At 53.7% G+C, this 13,364-nt stretch carries 14 protein-coding genes; 7 read left to right on the forward strand and 7 right to left on the reverse strand.

Annotated features, from left to right (window positions below; translation table 11 throughout):
- Together ACSZO1_RS04135 and ACSZO1_RS04140 are read left to right on the forward strand one after the other, a co-directional pair.
- Entirely contained in the window at positions 1–207 is a 207-nt protein-coding gene (locus ACSZO1_RS04135) for a hypothetical protein (RefSeq protein ID WP_437609810.1), read from the forward strand.
- Between the two features lie 207 nt (positions 208–414).
- Positions 415–1,152 (forward strand): 4'-phosphopantetheinyl transferase family protein, encoded by a 738-nt coding sequence (locus ACSZO1_RS04140; RefSeq protein WP_437609812.1) that lies wholly within the window; start codon positions 415–417, stop codon positions 1,150–1,152.
- Between the two features lie 51 nt (positions 1,153–1,203).
- Here the strand turns inward: ACSZO1_RS04140 and ACSZO1_RS04145 are convergent, their stop codons facing one another.
- On the reverse strand, positions 1,204–1,368 hold the full coding sequence (locus ACSZO1_RS04145; RefSeq protein ID WP_437609813.1) for a hypothetical protein: 165 nt from the start codon (positions 1,366–1,368) through the stop codon (positions 1,204–1,206).
- Between the two features lie 230 nt (positions 1,369–1,598).
- Here ACSZO1_RS04145 and ACSZO1_RS04150 point away from each other — a divergent pair, with 230 nt between their 5' ends.
- From ACSZO1_RS04150 to ACSZO1_RS04165, 4 genes are read left to right on the forward strand one after another with little or no spacing between them, the layout of a single operon-like run.
- Positions 1,599–2,540 (forward strand): ABC transporter substrate-binding protein, encoded by a 942-nt coding sequence (locus ACSZO1_RS04150; RefSeq protein WP_437609815.1) that lies wholly within the window; start codon positions 1,599–1,601, stop codon positions 2,538–2,540.
- Between the two features lie 16 nt (positions 2,541–2,556).
- A complete protein-coding gene (locus ACSZO1_RS04155) occupies positions 2,557–3,069 on the forward strand; it encodes a GNAT family N-acetyltransferase (protein WP_437609817.1) in 513 nt (170 codons plus the stop codon).
- 10 nt (positions 3,070–3,079) lie between these two features.
- On the forward strand, positions 3,080–4,006 hold the full coding sequence (locus ACSZO1_RS04160) for an amino acid ABC transporter permease (RefSeq protein WP_437609819.1): 927 nt from the start codon (positions 3,080–3,082) through the stop codon (positions 4,004–4,006).
- A complete protein-coding gene (locus ACSZO1_RS04165; RefSeq protein ID WP_437609821.1) occupies positions 3,990–4,784 on the forward strand; it encodes an amino acid ABC transporter ATP-binding protein in 795 nt (264 codons plus the stop codon). The genes ACSZO1_RS04160 and ACSZO1_RS04165 overlap by 17 nt, the downstream gene beginning before the upstream one ends.
- Before the next feature lie 202 nt (positions 4,785–4,986).
- Here the strand turns inward: ACSZO1_RS04165 and ACSZO1_RS04170 are convergent, their stop codons facing one another.
- On the reverse strand, positions 4,987–5,493 hold the full coding sequence (locus tag ACSZO1_RS04170) for a phenolic acid decarboxylase (protein ID WP_437609823.1): 507 nt from the start codon (positions 5,491–5,493) through the stop codon (positions 4,987–4,989).
- 99 nt (positions 5,494–5,592) lie between these two features.
- Here ACSZO1_RS04170 and ACSZO1_RS04175 point away from each other — a divergent pair, with 99 nt between their 5' ends.
- Positions 5,593–6,492: a LysR family transcriptional regulator gene (locus tag ACSZO1_RS04175; protein WP_437609825.1), complete on the forward strand. Its 900-nt coding sequence runs from the start codon at positions 5,593–5,595 to the stop codon at positions 6,490–6,492.
- 182 nt (positions 6,493–6,674) lie between these two features.
- On the opposite strand, the gene ACSZO1_RS04180 is transcribed toward ACSZO1_RS04175, so the two are convergent.
- The 5 genes from ACSZO1_RS04180 to ompC form a co-directional block, all read right to left on the reverse strand.
- Complete coding sequence (locus ACSZO1_RS04180) at positions 6,675–7,493, reverse strand: hypothetical protein (RefSeq protein ID WP_437609827.1); 819 nt, start codon at positions 7,491–7,493, stop codon at positions 6,675–6,677.
- A gap of 48 nt (positions 7,494–7,541) precedes the next feature.
- Complete coding sequence (locus ACSZO1_RS04185) at positions 7,542–9,194, reverse strand: multidrug ABC transporter permease/ATP-binding protein (protein ID WP_437609829.1); 1,653 nt, start codon at positions 9,192–9,194, stop codon at positions 7,542–7,544.
- Positions 9,195–9,288: 94 nt separating this feature from the next.
- On the reverse strand, positions 9,289–9,930 hold the full coding sequence (gene alkB / locus ACSZO1_RS04190; protein ID WP_437609831.1) for a DNA oxidative demethylase AlkB: 642 nt from the start codon (positions 9,928–9,930) through the stop codon (positions 9,289–9,291).
- A 15-nt stretch (positions 9,931–9,945) separates the two neighbouring features.
- Complete coding sequence (gene apbE / locus ACSZO1_RS04195) at positions 9,946–10,983, reverse strand: FAD:protein FMN transferase ApbE (RefSeq protein WP_437609833.1); 1,038 nt, start codon at positions 10,981–10,983, stop codon at positions 9,946–9,948.
- Positions 10,984–11,492: 509 nt separating this feature from the next.
- Positions 11,493–12,593 carry a porin OmpC gene (gene ompC, locus ACSZO1_RS04200; protein ID WP_437609835.1) on the reverse strand — a complete coding sequence of 367 codons (1,101 nt, stop codon included), beginning with the start codon at positions 12,591–12,593 and terminating at the stop codon, positions 11,493–11,495.
- Positions 12,594–13,364 lie beyond the last annotated feature (771 nt).

Below are 13,364 nucleotides of genomic sequence, written 5' to 3' on the forward strand. Positions count from 1 at the left end.
ATGGTTATTATCAAAGCAAAAAATGACAAAGACGCTGAGGAATTATTACATTCCGGTATAAATAAAGTCGAACTGGCTTACGATATCGGCAGTGATGACTTCTTCCGCCTTGCCAGCCGCTGGTGTGAAAAAGGCGCCAAAATCAGCAGAGGCAGAAATCATTTTATTGTTTCCCTGAAAGGTTTAGCTATTCCACCTAATGATTAACGGGCAATAAAAGCATTGCTGAGTTAACACCGTTTCCTGTCCGGGCAGATCGTTGTTATCTGCCCGGATAATTTGCCTGATGACGGATAAAATCATCATTCGCCTTCCCCCTGACACAGCACTCCACCGAACCTTACAGATAACAAATTGAATCCACAGAGAATTGCTGCTTTAATTTGAGCTATCTGTCGCTGACGGCTCAGGCTTATGTCTCATACTCCCTTAATACCAACGCCTTTTATTCTCTCGCTGCAACAAAACAGCCTGGCGGATTTTCCGTGGCTTAATCTGACCGAGATCCGCTTTGCGCCACAGCATTATGATGATGCACTGTTTTCCCTGCTGGAATGCCCTTTCCCTGCGCACCTGCAACAGGCGGTCAGGAAACGCCGTGCTGAATATCTCGCCAGCCGCTATGCCGCGCGCACTGCGCTGGCGTCTGCCGGGATTGCCGATTTTCTGTTGCTGAACGATCACCAGCGTGCGCCCATCTGGCCTGCGGGTATCTGTGGTTCGCTGTCACACAGTGAGCAACGCGCAGTGCTGCTCACCGCCGCAGCCCGGCCACAACGCTGGATAGGCATTGATACTGAGCAGCTGATGAGCCGCGAGCGCGCCGCTGAATTAAGTGAAGTGATCATCACTGCGCGCGAACGGCAGTGGCTGCAGCACAGTGATATCTCACTGGCTCTGGGCGTCACGCTGGCATTTTCATTAAAAGAGAGTCTGTATAAAGCACTCTACCCGGCCTTACGTCAGTTTATGGATTTCCACAGTGCGGAGGTGGTGATGCTGGATCAGGAAAATGGCCGCGCCAGCCTGAAACTGACACGGGATTTTAGAGCAGAATTTTCCGCAGGGCGGCAGTTTGCGGGCTATTTCCGGCAACAGCAGGACGAGATCACCACCTATATTGTTGATGATTCCCAGCCTGCCGTCGCCTGAAATAGTTCGGTACAAACCCGATTGCTGCCAGGCAACCGGAATGAAACAGGATCAGTTCCGCGTAATATCGTCGCGCTGGGTGGGTAAATGATGGATATCAACACCATACAGCTCGACCATCGGCATCATTGCCTCAATAACCCGACAACTGTCAAGGGTTGCAATCCCTGAGGGAACATGAAATATCCGCGTAAAATGCAGCCATAAGCCTTTCATCATCACTCTCCTCAGTCAGTGAGTTTCTATTAAAGCCTGCCCTCTCACCCGCGACAAATGCCAATTTGTGGCATGCAAATTCATTACCTGGTAATAGTCATCCCGCGCGGATTTGCATTTGAACAATACGGCAGAGAATTTTCATTTTTGTTGTTTTACTCGGACATGGCTCTCGGGAATAGTGTTATTCACCTGTTAAAAACACTGTAAAAATAATAAGAGAATAGTCCATGAAGAAAACACCCCTATTTACTGTCGCACTGCTTTCCAGTTTATTGTTCAGCGGGATAAGCCTGGCTGAAGAGGTAAAAGTTAATGGTCAGGGGATCAGCGTGGAAGCGAACAAAACGCCGATCAACGCGCCGAAAAACCCGGATGCTATCGCTAAATTACCCGCCGGACACCGCTTTGCGGTCCCGGGCAAATTTACCGTTGCGATTGCCGGTCTCAATAATCCCCCTCTGACGCTGTTCTCTGATGACAATAAAACCGTGCTGGGCAGCGAAGCCGATATCGCCCGCTTAGTGGCCGACAGCCTCGGCCTGCAGCTGAATATTGTCTCTACGTCATGGGAAGACTGGCCGTTGGGCGTCGCCTCAGGCAAATATGACGCCGCCATCAGTAATGTCACGGTCACCAGAGAGCGCAAAGAGAAATTCGATTTCGCCACTTATCGCAAAGATTCCCTGGGCTTCTACGTCAAATCCACCAGCAATATTCAGTCGATTGACAAAGCCGCTGATATTGCCGGACTGCGCATTATTGTTGGCTCCGGCACCAATCAGGAAGCCATTCTGCTCGCCTGGGATAAAGAGAATCAGGCAAAAGGTCTGAAGCCTTTCACGCCGATTTATACCAAAGATGACGCCGCTCAAACGCTGGCATTGCAGTCCGGGCGCGCTGACGCCTACTTTGGCCCCAACGTCATTGGCGCATGGAAAGCGGCCCTGACCGGTAAAACCAAACTGGTTGGCAGTGTGGACGGTGGCTGGCCGAAAGCGGCGCATATCGCGGTGACGCTGAAGAAAGGTAATGGCCTGGTGGAACCGGTCAATATTGCCCTCAACGGCCTGATTAAGAGTGGCGAATACGACAAAGTCCTCAACCGCTGGGGCGAAGGCGTGGAACGACTGGATCGTTCTGAAATCAATCCGCCAGGACTGGGCGACTAAGTCACAGGGGGCAATGATGAGCCAGACGCAATTTCGCGAAGTCTCACCCGATGCAGCTGAGCTGCAGCCAATTCTTACCGGTTTATTTGTTGAATATAGCGCGCTGTATGGCGACTATTTTGCCCGTCACCGTGAGGAAGAGCTGACGGAGTGGTATCTGCCGCCACACGGGCTGTTTATTGTGCTCGAGCGTGATGGCGAGATTATCGCGATGGGTGCGTATAAAGCATTTGACGCCGAAACCGCCGAGCTGAAGCGCATCTGGACACGCAGCGATTTGCGGCGGCAGGGACTGGCGCTGACCGTGCTGGAAGAGCTGGAACGGCGTGCATTACGCGCCGGTTATCACAAGCTGTTTCTCACCACCGGTTTCCGCCAGGCGGGTGCCGTACGGCTCTATCTGGCTCACGGTTACCAGCCGTTGTTTGATATCAACCGCGATCCGGAAAGTTACAGCCAGCCACCGCATGATGGTCGCCTGCGCTTTACCAAAACCATCGGTATAACGGCCACCGCTCAGGCCAGCTAAGGACGCAGAAATGAAACCGACCACAACCTTACGCGTGGTGCCCGCACGCTATCCGCTGCGTCAGCCTGGCGCGCTGCTGGCGCTGTTTATCCTTGCCGCAGTGGTGCAGTCTGTCGCCTTTAACCCGCGCTGGGAATGGGCAGTGTTCGCCCGCTGGTTCTTTGACCCGGTGATCCTCAGCGGGCTGACACAAACCCTGCTGCTGACACTGCTTGGCACCCTGTTCAGCATTATTCTCGGCGGCTTGCTGGCACTGGCGCGCCTCTCCCCTTCCTGGCTGCTCTCCGGGCTGGCCTGGGGCTATATCTGGCTGTTCCGTTCACTGCCGCTGATCGTGGTACTGATTATTCTGTATAACTTCTCTTATCTGTACGACACCCTGTCACTCGGCATCCCGTTTACGCCACTGGTGTTCGCCAGCTATCAGACTATTGATGTGCTTGGACAATTTCCCACCGCGGTGATTGGCCTGACGCTGGTACAGGCAGCCTATACCGCTGAAATTATCCGCGGCGGTATTCTCGGCGTCGACGAAGGGCAATTCGAAGCGGCGATGGCGCTCGGCTTACCCGCACGCCGGCGCACGCTGCGTATTATTCTGCCGCAGGCGCTGCGCGCGATTATCCCCACCGGTTTTAATGAAGTGATCAGTCTGGCGAAGGGCACGGCGATGGTATACGTGCTGGCAATGCCGGAACTGTTTTACACCATTCAGATGATCTACAACCGCACCCAGCAGGTGATCCCGCTGCTGATGGTTGGTGCGGTGTGGTATCTGATTGTCACTACCGTGCTGTCAGTGATTCAGCACTATGTCGAACGCTGGCTGGCGCGCAGCGCAACCCGTTCACCACGACCGCCATTCTGGCATCAAATCCGCCAGCGTCTGCAATCACGCACCGTCTCTCAGGGAGTCAGCCATGTCAGAAGCCATTGATTACGCGAAAAATCCGCTACGCGGGCAGATATCTATTACGCAGGTCAGTAAAAGTTTCGGCAAGCATAAAGCGCTGGACGACGTATCGCTGGAACTGGAACCGGGTTCTGTCACGGTGATCCTCGGCCCGTCAGGTTCAGGAAAATCCACATTGCTGCGCACCATTAATCACCTGGAACGCGTCGATGAGGGCTTTATTCAGATCGATGGCGACTATATCGGCTACCAGCGCAAAGGCGATCGCCTGTACGAACTGAAAGAGAAAGCGATTCTGCGCCAGCGCACCGAAGTGGGCTACGTGTTTCAGAACTTCAATCTGTTTCCGCATCTGACGGTGCTGGAAAATATTACTGAAGCGCCAGTTGTGCACAAAAAACAGACCCGCACGCAGGCGATTGAGCTGGCGTATCAGCTGCTGGACACCGTCGGGCTGCGCGACAAAGCCAACGCCTGGCCACGCCATCTGTCTGGCGGCCAGCAACAGCGTATCGCGATTGCCCGCGCGCTGGCGCTGAATCCGCGCGTGATGTTATTTGACGAACCGACCTCGGCACTGGACCCGGAACTGGTTGGTGAAGTGCTGGATGTGATCAAGAAACTGGCACGTTCTGGCACCACCATGGTGGTGGTGACGCATGAGATTGGTTTTGCCCGTGAAGTGGCGGATCGGGTGGTGTTTATGGTCGATGGCAGGATTGTCGAACAGGGACGGGCGCAGCAGGTGCTGAATCAGCCACAGCACCCGCGGACTAAGCGTTTTCTGGCGAGTGTGCTTTGAGTTTGTGCGAACATCAGGGTATTCCCTTTGCCGGGGCTGACACCATCAGCGACACCAGCGCTTAACGCATCGGTAGCACGGGCCGAAGAGGAAAGCGTCCCGCGCCATGGACGGTGCGGGCCGAGCGGTCAGGATGACGAACAGCGACTTTCCGATCGGCCCGTGCTACCGGTGCAGGCACGAAATCACCCACAGCGCGGTTTTACTTCAGATTTGCCGGAAAATCTTTCGGTAACTCACTTGCCGGGCAGTTAATCACTGACTCATTATTTTCACCGCAATCCCGTACAAAGGTGATGGTCGCGAATTCGTCAATCACTTCTGTCGGATACGCCGGGCCAGCCGTGCGGTACGCTTCCATCTGCGCAATATGCTCATTCTGGAAACAGACGGTTTTTTCCGGATTATTGATCACCCAGCGCGGGAAGAAGATGGTGCCGTGGAACACCTTATCCTCCAGATTCACTATCAGGCTGACATCCGTCCCCGTCGGCTCGGTCCAGGAAATTTTATACACTTCACTGGCAACACGAACGATATACGCCTGCTGATCTTTCACCCAGCGATTGCCAACAATACCGCTGTGAATGCGATAATCGAGGGTGGAAGCATTTTTCACATAAATCTCATAATTCCAGCCATTATCATAGGTATACACCAGATGTTTGCCGGTAAAGCCGCTCAGATCATGTTTATCAAACTGACTCATTGTATCTTCCTCTTTTTTTGATACAGTCAGTTTACTGCGTTACTTATTCGATAAATAACGCTGATTTTCCCGCTAACCTATCTAAAAATCAGATGAATTATGTTACCGAAAAGTACCCTTGAGCAGTGGGCGCTGCTGCAAAGCGTGGTCGATCTCGGCAGCTTTGCCCTTGCCGCCGAAGCCAGCAATCGCAGCCAGTCATCGGTCAGTTACAACGTGGGCTTACTGCAACAACGCCTCGGCATTGAGCTGCTGCGCCCGGAAGGACGACGCGCGGTACTGACTCAGGAAGGCGAACTGTTACTGGCGCAGATGCGTCCGTTATTGCGTGATTTTCTGACCATTGAGCAGCGGGCAGCAGCGCTGAAAACCGGCCAGCGGGCGCGCATCGACCTGGTGGTTGACAGTATTTTTCCCCGCGACCGGCTGTTTGCCATTCTGCGCCAGTTCCAGCAACAGCATCCGCTGACGCAGGTGCATCTGGCGGAAGTGCTGAACAGCGAGAGTCCGGCGCGGCTGGCGGAACGCCCTGCAGACCTGCTGGTACTGACCCGCAACCAGGACCCGCAGGGTAACGGCCAGTGGCTGATGAATATCGATTTTGTTGCGGTGGCACATCCGCAACACCCGCTGCATACCCTGCCCGCACCGCTCGGCAGCGCACAGCTGAGTCTTTATCCACTGATCAAGATTGTCGATCGCCAGCAACCGGCGATACCGACGCCTGGCGCACTGGCGGAGAGCTGGACCTTTACCACCATTGAGGCGGCAACCGAAGCGGTGGTGCATGGCGTGGGTTACGGCTGGCTGCCGGAGGAACGTATTACACCGCTGTTGCGACGTGGGGAGCTGAAAGTGTTGCCACTGAGCCATGGCGTCAGGCGCGCGACGGCTCTGCATCTGATTATCCGCCAGCAAAACCTGCCATGGGATACGGAAATCGCGACGCTGTTTACATTATTCAGCGCCACGCCACCCGCAGCAGCAACCCGCCAGTAGCAGCAAAAAACCGGTTTACCAACAGTGGCAAACCGGTATCAATATTTGACAAGACGACAGAAAAGTTGAGGAAAGACAACAGGCGGTGCAGCCCGGGTCTGAGGAAAGATTACCGCGTCTCTATGCCGTTGACTAACAACAATATCTGCGCTGGATATGCAGGAATTGCACAGTTCCGCGTGTTATGGCGCAGCCAGCACCACGCGTAAAATCTGCGCCGACTGCACCGGCGGCAGCGCCAGAATCTGCTGATAGAAATCTGTCGCAATCTGACATACCCGCTTATGATCAACGTCATTCCGCTGCGGCGGCACCAGCATTTTCAGATCATCACCATATTTCTGCCCCAGCTGCTGCAGAATCCGCTGCACCTGCAGGCTGGCCTGCAGATCCTCTTCCGCACTGTTGCTTTGCGGATGTTCGTAAGAGGCCAGCACCAGCTGGTTATCGGTCGTCATACGTGTCTGAATAAGTTCGGGCGGGTTATACCTGCTGGGGTCAATGCCGCCACCCGCCTGCGGAAACAGCAACTTAAAGCACAGACTGTCGCCTTTCGCCTGCAAATCCTGCATCTGCTGCAGTGTGACGGTCATAAACTGATTAATATCATCATCCGGCGCAAAACGCGTGCGTTTGCCAATCACCTCTGCCATCGCCACCTGGATTTGATCGATCGCCTGCTGGGTCGTCAGTCCCTGCTCTATCGCTTCGCGCGCAGTATTCTCCATTGCATCGCGGGCAACCGGATCTTTCTGCTGCAGGGTGACCATCAATGGGATCTTATCAAACTCTTTGCGCACCAGCTGCTGCACCCGTTCAGGGTCATCACGCAGCCGCTCCTGCGACAGCACGCCGTAGACCTGGCTCCAGATCAGCTGCACCGCGATAAACAATCCCAGTGCCAGCCAGCGTTCGATCTTCTTCTTTTTGCATAGCCACAGCAGCAGTGCGGCAGTGAGGGCGCCAACAAGGGCGGCAGAAGTGAGCATAGGGATATTCATCGCGTTTCCTTACCTGATACGCCGCCCTGTCAGGGGCGGCGTGACCGATTAATGCGCGGTATCCGTACGTTTTACCGCGTCCAGCGTGGCCTGTTCACGCTCCAGGCCCGTCAGTTCACTCAGCTGCCCTTCACGCATTTCCAGCAAACGGTCAGCATGGATAAAGTAGTGGTCATCATGGCTGATGGCAAACACCGTTTTGCCCATTCCCTGCAGCCACGGCAGCAGCTCGCGATAGAAAATACGACGGAAATGCGGGTCCTGATCTGCCGCCCATTCGTCGAGCAGCAGAATGTCGCGCTGTTCCGCCGTCGCCAGCAGCAGCGCCAGACGCTTGCTCTGCCCTTTCGACAGCTGCAGATTGAGCACTTTGTTCCCTTCCAGCTGCAGCTTGTTATGCATTTTCAGCCGCTCCAGCCACTGCTGCACCAGTGCCGGATCAGCGGCTTCACCTTCGCGGCCAATCAGACGGTCAAACAGGTGCACATCGGTAAAGACGGCAGAGAACAGCTTGCGGTACTCTTCAAGACGACTGATATCAATCTCTTCACCGTCCAGCAGCAGCGTACCCGATACCGGCTGATACAGACCCGTCAGCAGCATCGCCAGCGTGGATTTTCCGCTGCCGTTGCCGCCAATCAGGAACACCAGTTCGCCGCGTTTCAGCGTCAGGTTAATCGGCCCCACGGCAAAACCGCCATCACCGTAGTGGAAGACCACATCACGCACTTCCAGCGTCTGCCAGTTTTTCGATGCCGGTAACGCTTTAAAACCTTCCTGATAATCGGTCAGTTTAAACGCGCTCAGTTTGTTAAACGCGACCTGCGCGCTCAGCAGCACTGGCAGTGCGCCCACCGCCTGCAGCAGCGGCGTTCGTAAGAACAGCAGCGTCAGTGAATAGGTCGCCGCAACGGCAGTATCAGCCCAGCCGAGGGTATTGGCGAGGAAGAATGCCAGGCCAATCGCGCCAAGCATCATAATATTCGACCAGTTTACCGCGCTAAGGTGGAAGGTATCGGCGCGCACAATATGGTGGCGATACGTCTGCGCATCCTGCTGGTAAACATCTTCATAGATCTGACGTGCGTGATCGCGGTTCAGCGCCAGCTCTTTACGGCCATCAATCACCGTCTGGTAATCTTTATACAGGCGATCTTCGGTTTCACGCAGCGTCGCCAGATGGCTGTAGACGCGCGCCACCAGCCAGCCGCCACCCATCACCGTTACTGCGACCCAGATGCTGGTGACAATCATCATTTTCGGCGACAGCCATGCCAGATAACCGGCGCAGCCAATGGTGATAATAATCCCCTGGATCAGTTCCGGCAGACGCACAAAAGCGAGTGTGATATTGCGAACATCACTGGTGAGCGCCGGCAGCAGTGGCGCGTTGCCAATCTGTTCAATGCGTTCGATGCGGGTATCAAGGAGTCGTTTGATAAATTCACCGCGCAGGCGGTAAATAAAGTGGTGCCCCAGTTGCGTCAGCGCCAGCTGCGCCGCAAAGGTTACGCCCATCAGCAACACCATCAGGCCAAGGAATTTAGGCAGTACCTCTAACGGCGCGCCAATATTGACAATCAGTTCGCGGTTGATAAAGGCAATCAGACCGATCCCCAATACGGCACTGAGCAGGGTGAGAATCATCACCATAGTAAAAAGCCAGCGGTACTGCTTATAAACGACGTACAGCAACTCCATAACTACTTCCCGTTATAATAAAAGCTGCCAGCAGTTTAAAGGGAAGCGATTCGATAGCAATAATAATTCTTATTCAGGTAACGATTTTGCCGTCTCAGAGCGCACGGCGAAAGGTAATGTTGTAGCGATACGCACCCGCCAGCGGATGCACGCCCGCTTTCAGCGGCAGAATGCCGTGGAAACGCAGGCGCGACGGGCCACCCCACACCACGACATCGCCATGCTCCAGCAGCACACGTTGCGTGGCGTCGCCGCGCTCAAAACCGCCAAACTGGAAAATCGCCGGTAAACCCAGCGATACAGATACAATCGGCTGATGTAAATCCTTCTCATCTTTATCCTGATGCAGACTCAGCTTTGCGCCGGGTTCATAGCGGTTAATCAGGCAGGCATCGGGATGAAACGCGGCAAATCCTGCCTGCGCTGCCGCCGCGGTTGCCAGCTGACGGAAACTCTCCGGCATCGCGGGCCAGCGTTGCCCGCTTAACTCGTCGCGCTCGCTGTACTGATAGCCCCGTGAGTTGGTCGACCAGCCCAGCTCGCCACAGTTGGTCATCGCCACCGACATCCGATGACCGCCCGGCGTGATGCGGTGCTCAAACGGGTTCTGCGCGGCGATATCCAGCACCGACGCCAGCAGATCTGCCGCCTGCTCACGCACCTGACGGCGCAGGATCACCGCGCCTTCTGCCAGCGGCTCTTCCCAGGGTGCATCTTCAGCGAACAGATCTAACATTATCGTCTCCTGCGATCAGGGGGTGTGAATAAACGCGCTAAACTGCGGCGACATCCAGCTACTGAAGCCGTCACCCTCTTTGGTGATCAGATACACCGCCAGTTTCTCCTCAATGGCCAGCTGTTTCGCCTTTTCCGTGCCCAGTACCATCAGCCCGGTATCCCAGCCATCCGCCTCCAGCGCGGTAGTGGCAATCACCGTGGCGGACACCAGTTTATGTTCAATCGGTCGTCCGGTATGCGGGTCGATAACATGGGAAATCCGTTTGCCATCCAGTTCATAGTAGTTGCGGTAACTGCCTGAGGTACTGATGCCATGCCCCTGCAGATCCACCACCGCCTGCACCGCATTTTCCTGATCCGTTGGTTTCTGGATCGCCACACGCCAGGGCTGATTATCGGCGTTTTTACCGCGCGTCAACACCGCCCCACCAACAGAAACCAGATAATTCGTGATCCCTTCCTGCTCCATCAGCCGCGCCAGATGATCGGTGGCAAAACCTTCGCCAACAGTCGACAGATCCACATACAGCGCGGGCAGATCTTTCTGCAGCCACTGCCCGGTGCCATTCTGGATCACTTTCAGATGTTGCAAACCGGTCAGTGCCCGCGCAGCATCAATCTGCGCCTGATCAGGCGTCTTCACTGGCTGCTTGTCTGGCCCAAAGCCCCACAGATTCACCAGCGGACCCACGGTAATATCCATCGCTCCCGCCGTTTTTCTGCCAATACGCAGCGATGTGGTGACAATATCCGCCATATTTTCGCTGACCGCTTGCGGATCAACACCGCGATACTGGTTGAAACGCGATAATACCGAATCGCTTTTCCAGGTCGATAGCTCGCGATCGTCGGCATCCAGCCGCTGCTGAATCCGCTGCTGTAGCGTGGCGGCACGTGCGTTATCGACACCCGCCAGGCTGACGCGCCAGAATGTGCCCATGGTTTTGCCTTCCAGCACCAGCGGCTCTGCCGCCGGAGCCGCAGCCCGATCGCAGCCGGCGACAATCAAACATGCCAGTAATAGTCCGCTATACCGCACAGCAACCTTCATCGATATTCCCTTTTCTTTCGTATTGTTAACAGACACTTCCGTAGTTAAAGCATTTGTAAAGTGCACAAAACGCCCTTGACCGTTTTGCTTCTCATCACCAGAATAGCCATTCGGAGACGCCAATCTCATACAAATAATCAGTGCATAACATCGCTAAAGAGGAGGCATGCATGCAAAATATCCTGCTGCTGGTTGCTCTGACAGGCCTGATCATCTACGCAGGCTACAGACATTATAATGGAACGCGCGGCCGCGCTCTTCCCCGCCAACGCCATCGTTAATCTCATCTTCCCCCCTTCCCTGTCCGGGGAGGGCGGGTTCATACCACACGCCTTTTCCGCATGCAGTATTGCCCATCGTAACCGCCACGGATGACCGGGGGAACATGGCACAGCAAAATCATACTTGTCTGACTCAATCTGTGAAGGAAAAACGGGAAGGGAATGGTACTGCAAAGGGGTTAAGGCAGGAAAAACAACAGGGACGCGTCACCGCGTCCCTGCTCAGGCTTAGAACTGGTAAACCAGACCCACGCCAACCACATCATCAGTGCTCACGCCCGCATCCTGGGTGAACTGGCTGTCATCCAGCATGTTGATTTGGTAATCAACATAGGTAGACAGGTTTTTGTTGAAGTAGTAGGTGGTGCCGACGTCGATATATTTTTTCAGGTTCTGTTTGCCGTAACCCTGGACATCGCCACGAGAGCTGACGAAGGCCAGTGATGGACGCAGACCGAAGTCGAACTGGTACTGAGCAACCAGTTCCCAGTTATCTGCGGTATCAGCGTAACCATAAACGTCATTGTCGCTGTCGCCGAAGCGGGTTGCGTTGTAAGAACGGGTGTACATCGCTGCCAGGTAGACATTGTTGGCATCATATTTCAGACCACCGGTGTAAGCGGTCGCTTTATCGCCGTGGCCCAGAATCGTGGTGCTGTTCTGTTCGGTAGTACGGTCAGAAGAGAACATTGCCGCACCGATGCCGAAGCCGGAACCAATATCATAAGTGGTGGACATACCCCAGCCGTCACCGTTCTGACCCAGGACATCACGGCCGTTTGGTGATTCGGTGGCGCTGCTGTTTTTACCCTGGTACTGTACGGCGAAGTTCCAGCCTTCAACCAGACCAAAGAAGTTGCTGTTACGATAGGTCGCCATACCGTTACCGCGCTGGAACATAAAGTTGTCCGCACCGTAGGTATCACCACCGAACTCAGGCAGTACGTCGGTCCATGAACCGATATCGTAAGCGACGCCATAGTTACGACCGTAATCGAATGAGCCTGCGTCGCCAAAGCGCACACCGGCAAAGCCCACACGCGTAAAGTCGTCTGCAGAACCTGTCGATTCTGAGTTGTTCAGCTGCGCCTGGTATTCCCACTGGCCGTAGCCGGTGATTTGATCGCTAACCTGAGTTTCGCCTTTGAAGCCGAAACGCATATAAGACTGGTCGCCATCCTTGCTGCTGTCGTCAGAGAAGTAGTGTAAGCCGTCGACTTTACCGAAAAGATCTAATTTGTTGCCGTCTTTGTTATAGACCTCTGCTGCACCTGCCTGGCCTGCGATCAGCATCGCAGGGATCATCAGGGAAAGAACTCGAAGTTTCATTTTATTACCCTCTCGTTATCTGTCTTATTTGCCACTGCTGGCTGAATGTTTAAAAAATCAGCCGGAATCTCATTGTCAGCGCGAAGAAAGTAATATGCCATAAAGAAAATGCTACTAAATTTCCGAAACTGTTTCAGAATAAGGATTAGGTATTACAAAATATTATACTTGTGGAACTTTTACGCAGCACAGATAGCTAAAATATATAGCACTTAATGTCATAAAAAATAATAACCCAATTAAATCAACCGATTAACAAAACATCCAGTTTGAGCACTGAATGACAAAACAATCCCATCATTGGCATATAGAATAGCTCCCGCTATCATCATTTTATTTTGCTATTACCTTCATTCACCCCGAATGAGATGTTGATTAAATATTCCCGGCCAGCCATTTATGTCTGGCCCTTTTTTTTGTCTTTTTTCAGCAAATGTTATTTTTTGTAAAGCTGTTTTTATTCTGAAAATAAATCAGACTAATTCCCGCATTATTTGTTTATTTTAGCACTTTATGATCATAAATAAGCGGCAGTTATTTACGGTTATTTACTTACCGAAAATAACTGCCGCTGCGTTTTATCTGCCACCCACGCCGTTAGCGTTCGCGCAGGGACTCTTTCACTTTATTCAGTGGCTTAATCAGATAATCCATCACCGATTTCTGTCCGGTTTTAATCTCCACACTGGCCACCAGGCGGATTCAAGTTCGAAGTGCAACGCTAAGCCGCCTGTCTTAACTCTGCAAAGACCACTGAAGGCTGCCGGAACC

This window comes from Erwinia sp. V71 (genome assembly GCF_965644245.1).
Taxonomy (GTDB): domain Bacteria; phylum Pseudomonadota; class Gammaproteobacteria; order Enterobacterales; family Enterobacteriaceae; genus Erwinia.